Annotated in this window: 4 protein-coding genes and 1 pseudogene; 4 read left to right on the top strand and 1 reads right to left on the bottom strand. The window is 64.1% G+C overall.

The annotated features are described in order from the left end of the window. Positions 1-245: 245 nt before the first annotated feature. Entirely contained in the window at positions 246-1,178 is a 933-nt protein-coding gene (locus tag PV761_RS23970) for a LysR family transcriptional regulator (RefSeq protein WP_347900017.1), read from the bottom strand. Positions 1,179-1,338: 160 nt separating this feature from the next. Between PV761_RS23970 and PV761_RS23965 the strand changes: the two genes are divergently transcribed. The 4 genes and pseudogenes from PV761_RS23965 to PV761_RS23950 form a co-directional block, all read left to right on the top strand. After that, entirely contained in the window at positions 1,339-2,640 is a 1,302-nt protein-coding gene (locus PV761_RS23965) for an aromatic ring-hydroxylating dioxygenase subunit alpha (RefSeq protein ID WP_028272995.1), read from the top strand. Next, positions 2,637-4,046, top strand: a complete 1,410-nt coding sequence (locus PV761_RS23960; RefSeq protein ID WP_347900016.1) for a ferredoxin reductase — start codon at positions 2,637-2,639, stop codon at positions 4,044-4,046. Before PV761_RS23965 ends, PV761_RS23960 begins: the two co-directional genes overlap by 4 nt. A gap of 107 nt (positions 4,047-4,153) precedes the next feature. Continuing rightward, the gene (fdhA, locus tag PV761_RS23955) at positions 4,154-5,368 is read left to right on the top strand and encodes a formaldehyde dehydrogenase, glutathione-independent (protein WP_347900015.1); all 1,215 of its coding nucleotides are present in this window, start codon (positions 4,154-4,156) and stop codon (positions 5,366-5,368) included. Positions 5,369-5,478: 110 nt separating this feature from the next. Beyond that, a pseudogene (locus tag PV761_RS23950) lies at positions 5,479-5,722 on the top strand (BCCT family transporter); the annotation flags it as partial.

Genomic DNA, 5,722 nt, shown 5'->3' with positions numbered 1-5,722 from the left:
CGCGCCATACGCACCGGCGTAGAACAACACGGCGGCATCCAATTCGACCTCGTCACAAAACACGACTGCGCCGACACATGCCCGGACCCCGACTCCCACCAAGGCGGCACCCACACCGGCAGCATCCCCACCGTCCACACCCGCCACACAAACCACAACAACAACTAAAACCACCACCACGCTAAGCAGCGGACCAAACACCAACGCCCCGCCCTCCACATACGGAGGGCGGGGCGTTGGGTCGTTCAGAGATCGTCTTCGGGCCGGGCGGCGAGGATCCGTTTGGCCCTGACCTGCAGGATGTCCAGCGACTCCTGGATCAGGGGCGATGCGATGCTGCCCCTCCGCACCGCAGCGACAATGCGGCGCGCGGGCTTCCCTTTGCCAGTGATGCGCAGCCGAACCACGTTTTCGGCACTACGCAGGGGTGCCAGTCGCGGCAGCAGCCCCACGCCCAGCCCCGCACCAACGAAAGCGATCTGGGTTTCCCATTCAACGGCCTCATGGGCAATCCGCGGTGTGACCCCGACTGCCGTGAACGCCGCGGTGAATAGGGAATGGTAGGTCGACCCGACGGCCTCGGTGATCCAGGGTTCCGACGCTAATTCTTCGAGCGTCACCGTTTCCCGCGATGCCAAGGGATGGTTGGAGGGGATGATCACGTCCAGGGGATCGTCGAGCAGGACGGTCTGCTCGAAGCGCGGATCGTCCTCAGCATGGGTGTCGGACTGCATGGCGACGATGACCGCGAGGTCGATTCGCTCGGCAACCAGCAAGTCGAAGCAGCGGGCCGGGTTTGCCTCCAGTACCTGCACCTCCAGCTGGGGGCGTGTTGAGCGCAGAGTGGCGGCCAGCGGCGCGAGCAGCTGGGCGGCAGCCGTGGAGAATCCGCCGAGGCCAAAACGGGCCGGCATTTGGTCGCCAGCCTCCATGGCCGCGGCGCGCAGGCTCTCCCACTCCGCAATGAGGGTATCCGAGCCCGCCACGAGAAAGCGGCCCGCGGCGGTCAGCCGCACCCCACGACCGTCCTTCGTCAGCAGCTGCATTCCAAGCACGCGCTGGAGCTCCCGCAATTGCGCGGAGACGGCGGAGGGCGAGTAGCCCGTGAGCTCCGCGGTTGCGCCGATGGTGCCGCACCGGGCGAACACCCGAAGTGTGATGAGTCTCGCATCGATCATGCACCTATTGTGCACAGATATCTTCCAAATTTTGCGCTTTTGTTGCGGATCAATGATCTCTAATCTCATGACTACAAGGTTTTCGACAACGCCGCTCGCACCCACGCAGCCGTGGTCGCCACGATTCGCACACTTATCCAAACCTCCCGGGAGGAAACACATGTCTGCTCCAGTCTTGCCCCTCAATTCACGCGGAAAACTCGTGTCATCATTGCCCGCCGAGCAGCTGGCGGAAATCGCCGGGCTGTTCGAGTTCCGGCGCAAGGGATATTCCCTCGACGCCCCGTTCTACACGGACCAGACCATTTTCAAGATCGACATGGAGGCCATTTTTGGCCAGCACTGGATCTTTGCCGCCAGCGTCGCCGAACTGCCGGAGCCGGGCGACTACGTCACCGTCGACTACGGGCCCTACTCCCTGATCGTCCTGCGCAACGACGACGGCGACGTCAACGTCCTGCACAACGTGTGCCGCCACCGCGGCGCCCGCGTCCTGACCGAAGCCGCCGGCTCAACGGGAAACCTGGTGTGCGGCTATCACTCCTGGACGTACTCGCCCAGTGGCGACCTGATCCACGCCTCGGCACCGGGAGAAGCGAAGTTCGACAAGAACTGTTTCGCCCTCAAGCGCGCCCACAGCCGCGTGGTCGCCGGACTCATCTTCGTCTGCATTGCGGACGTACCGCCGGCCGACTTCGACGAGACCTCCAAGATCTTCGAGCCCTACCTCGCCCCCCACGATCTGTCGAAGACGAAGATCGCCTACCAGCAGAACATCATCGAAGAGGGCAACTGGAAGCTCGTCATGGAGAACAACCGTGAGTGCTACCACTGCGACGGCCACCCTGAGCTCGCCTGCTCCCTCTTCCCGACGTGGGGCCTGACCGAGGGACTGGTTCCGCCCCACCTCGAAGAGGTGTGGGACCGCAACAAGGAAGCCCAGTCCTCCCTTGAAGAGCGCTGCCGCCGCTACGGCCTGCCCTACGAGGTGGTCGAGGAGCTTGACACCCGCATCGCGGGAATACGCATCTCGCGGGAATCACTCGACGGTGAGGGCGAATCGTTCTCGGCCGACGGGCGCCGGCTCTCCAAGAAGCTGCTCGGCGACCTGCCCGACTTCCGCCTCGGCCGCTGCTCGATGCACCTGCAGCCCAACAGCTGGTTCCATTTCCTCGGGGACCACGTCATCACGTTCGGCGTCTTCCCCATCAACGAACACCAGTCACTGGTACGCACCACCTGGCTGGTGGCTGACGACGCCGAAGAGGGCGTCGATTACGATCTGGACAAACTCACCTACACCTGGAAGCAGACAAACCTGCAAGACAAGGCGTTCGTTGAGTTGTGCCAGAAGGGTGCCGGCAGCCCCGCCTACGAACCCGGCCCGTACATGAAGAGCGAGTACCAGGTAGAAGCATTCATCAACTGGTACGTGCAGCGTGTACAGGAGCACTTGGCATGACCGAACTCCTCACTGAGACGGTGATCCAGGAACCACAGCGCATTCGCGGGCTTGAGATGCCGTGGAACAGGGTCATGGGCAGCACCGAGGCACCCGCCCGCGCCGCCCGCGCACTGGGCCCCTGGCACCCGCAGGAGTTCATGGCCGAATGTGTGGAGACCGTTCCCGAGGCCGGCGGCATCATGACCTTCGTGTTCCGCCGCTGTGACGGTGCCCCCCTGGCCTTCCGGGCGGGGCAGTACGTAAACGTCGCCTTTCCCGTGAACGGCGAGGACCAGGATCCGGTGGACCGCAGCTACTCGCTGTCCAGTTCGCCCACGGAGCCGTGGACCTTCAGCATCAGCGTCAAACGCGATCACGCCGGGCTGGTCTCACCGTGGGTGCATGAGAACGTCAAACCCGGCACCGTCCTCGACATGCTCGGACCGGTCGGGGCGTTCCACCTGCCCGATGCCGACCGGCGGGCGCGTTACCTCCTGCTGGCCGCCGGCGCGGGCATTACTCCCATCATGTCCATGGTGCGGACCATCCACTCCCTGCCCGGGCACGCCGACGTCGTGGTTCTCTACCACGGAGCGGCGGCCGGTGATTTCGCCTTCCATCAGGAGTTGGCCTACATCGCCTCCGTGGACTCGCGCGTCAAGGTCCACTACTCCCTGGGCGACCGGAGCAAACCCGAGGGGTGGGACGGACTCAGCGGGAGGCTAACGGCCGCCATGCTCGACTACGTGGCCCCTGATGCCAACGGCCGCCAGGTCTATGCCTGCGGCCCCGAGGGCTACCTTAACACCGCCACCAAGCTCCTGGAGAAGGTCGGCGTCGATGACACTTCGATATACATGGAGTTCTTCACGGGAGATCGCCAGACGCTCCTTGAATACCAGGCAGAGATCGCGCTTGCGACGGACATCGCGGAGGAAATCGCCGAGGAAATCGCCGAATCCGCCGAGGACTACTATGAGAGCCAGCCCAGCGCATTTGGGCTCTACGAGCCCGGCTACGACTCCGAGGGAACCCTGCAGGCCACGGGGCTCCCGCTGGAAACAGTCGACTCGGACGCATCAGGTTTCGAAAACCCCGAGGGCACTTCGGACGTGGGGGCCGGGTCACCCGATGCCTCGGGCTTCGACACGGTCGGAACGGGAAGCCTCACCCTGTCCTTCATGCGCACCGGTATCAACGTGCGCATCGACCCCTCCGAACACATCCTCGGGGTGGCCCAGCGTGCGGGCGTCAGGATCGGCGCGAACTGCAAGGAGGGCATGTGCGGCTCCTGCAAGGTGGTCAAGCTTTCCGGGGAGGTCGAGATGAACCACCAGGGCGGGATCCGGGCACGGGAAATCGCTGCAGGCAAGTTCCTGCCCTGCTGCTCCACCGCGCAGACCAATTTGGTGATCGATGCCTAGCCGCTTCCGGCTGCTCTAGGCCGGACAGCATGACAACTACCTCACAGACAGTCTGATGCGACCCGTATCACTGTGGGTTCGATCGCCAACCCATAGGAGCCCATTCCATGTCAGGTAACAAAGCCGTTGCATACAAGGCACCGGGGATCGTGGAAATCATCGATACCCCGTTTCCCACCTTTGAACTGCAGGCCGGACCCGGCGTCAATCCCGTCAATGTCGGCCGGAAGGTCCCGCACGGGGTCATCCTGCGCACGGTGAGCACCAACATCTGCGGTTCGGACCAGCACATGGTTCGTGGCCGCACGACCGCCCCGGCCGGTCTCGTCCTGGGGCACGAGATCACCGGGGAAGTCATCGAGACCGGGCCCGACGTCGAGTTCATCAAGGTCGGGGACATCGTCTCGGTCCCCTTCAATATCTCCTGTGGGCGCTGCCGGAACTGCAAGGAGGGCAAGACCGGAATCTGCCTGAACGTGAACCCGGACCGCCCCGGGTCCGCCTACGGCTATGTCGACATGGGCGGATGGGTCGGCGGGCAGGCGGAGTTTGTCCTGGTCCCGTACGCGGACTGGAACCTGTTGCGGTTCCCTGATCGGGACCAAGCTTTGGAAAAGATCATGGACCTGACCATGCTCTCGGACATCCTCCCGACCGGTTTCCACGGGGCCGTCACGGCAGGTGTCGGCGTCGGGTCCACCGTCTATGTTGCCGGGGCCGGCCCCGTGGGGCTTGCCGCGGCGGCCAGCGCGCAGCTGCTGGGGGCCGCGGTGGTCATCGTGGGGGATCTCAATGAGGACCGCCTGGCCCAGGCCCGATCCTTTGGCTGCGAAACCGTCAATGTGACCATCGGCGATCCGGCAGACCAGATCGAGCAGCTTCTCGGCGTCCGGGAGGTCGATGCCGGTATCGACGCGGTCGGTTTCGAGGCCCGCGGACACGGTGCCGGGGCCCAGGAGGCGCCCGCCGCCGTGCTCAATTCGCTGATGGACCTCACGGCTGCCGGCGGGTCCCTGGGCATTCCCGGCCTATATGTCACCGGGGACCCGGGTGCCGCGGACGCAGCAGCCCAGAAAGGCAGCCTGTCCCTGTCCCTGGGCACCGGCTGGGCGAAGTCCCTTTCCTTCGCGACCGGCCAATGCCCGGTGATGAAATACAACCGGCAGCTGATGATGGCGATCCTGCATGACAGGATCCAGATCGCCAAGGCAGTCAATGCCACGGCCATTTCACTCCAGGATGCCCCTCGGGGCTACGCGGAATTCGATGCCGGAGCCGCCACGAAGTACGTCCTGGACCCGAACGGCTACCTCAGTAACTAATCCGAGGAATTGTGCTGATCCGTGCCGATCGACTGGAGGCTTGGGGGCTTCCTCCCACTCAAGGCCATGTTTAACCGCATGCCCATCAACCCCGAGCAAAGGATTCGCTCATGGCTACAAGCCGTGACTTAAAATTCTCCACCCCCGAAGAGTCGCCTGCCGATAGCTCTTTCGCAGCAACTCCCCCCAACGAACAGCCCGAAGGTACGCGAAACACCACAACAGTCCTGGACGTCCCCGCGGGTGAAGGCACCAGCCCTGCAGTCCTCGATCCGGTGGACGGAGCCGTGGGGGGCCTGCCGGATTCTGAGGAATACGAACAGATCCTGGGCGAGCTTCGTTCTGCCAGGACCG

This window comes from Arthrobacter sp. CC3, from assembly GCF_039907775.1.
Taxonomy (GTDB): Bacteria; Actinomycetota; Actinomycetes; order Actinomycetales; family Micrococcaceae; genus Arthrobacter.
Note: the sequence above shows the minus strand (reverse complement) of the source record. Positions and strands in the feature narration are given on the sequence as shown.

Excerpts from the sequence above, each read along its gene's own strand:
- PV761_RS23970 (WP_347900017.1), bottom strand. The coding sequence starts at position 1,178 with ATGATCGATGCGAGACTCATCACACTTCGGGTGTTCGCCCGGTGCGGC.
- PV761_RS23965 (WP_028272995.1), top strand. The coding sequence starts at position 1,339 with ATGTCTGCTCCAGTCTTGCCCCTCAATTCACGCGGAAAACTCGTGTCA.
- fdhA (WP_347900015.1), top strand. The coding sequence starts at position 4,154 with ATGTCAGGTAACAAAGCCGTTGCATACAAGGCACCGGGGATCGTGGAA.
- PV761_RS23960 (WP_347900016.1), top strand. The coding sequence starts at position 2,637 with ATGACCGAACTCCTCACTGAGACGGTGATCCAGGAACCACAGCGCATT.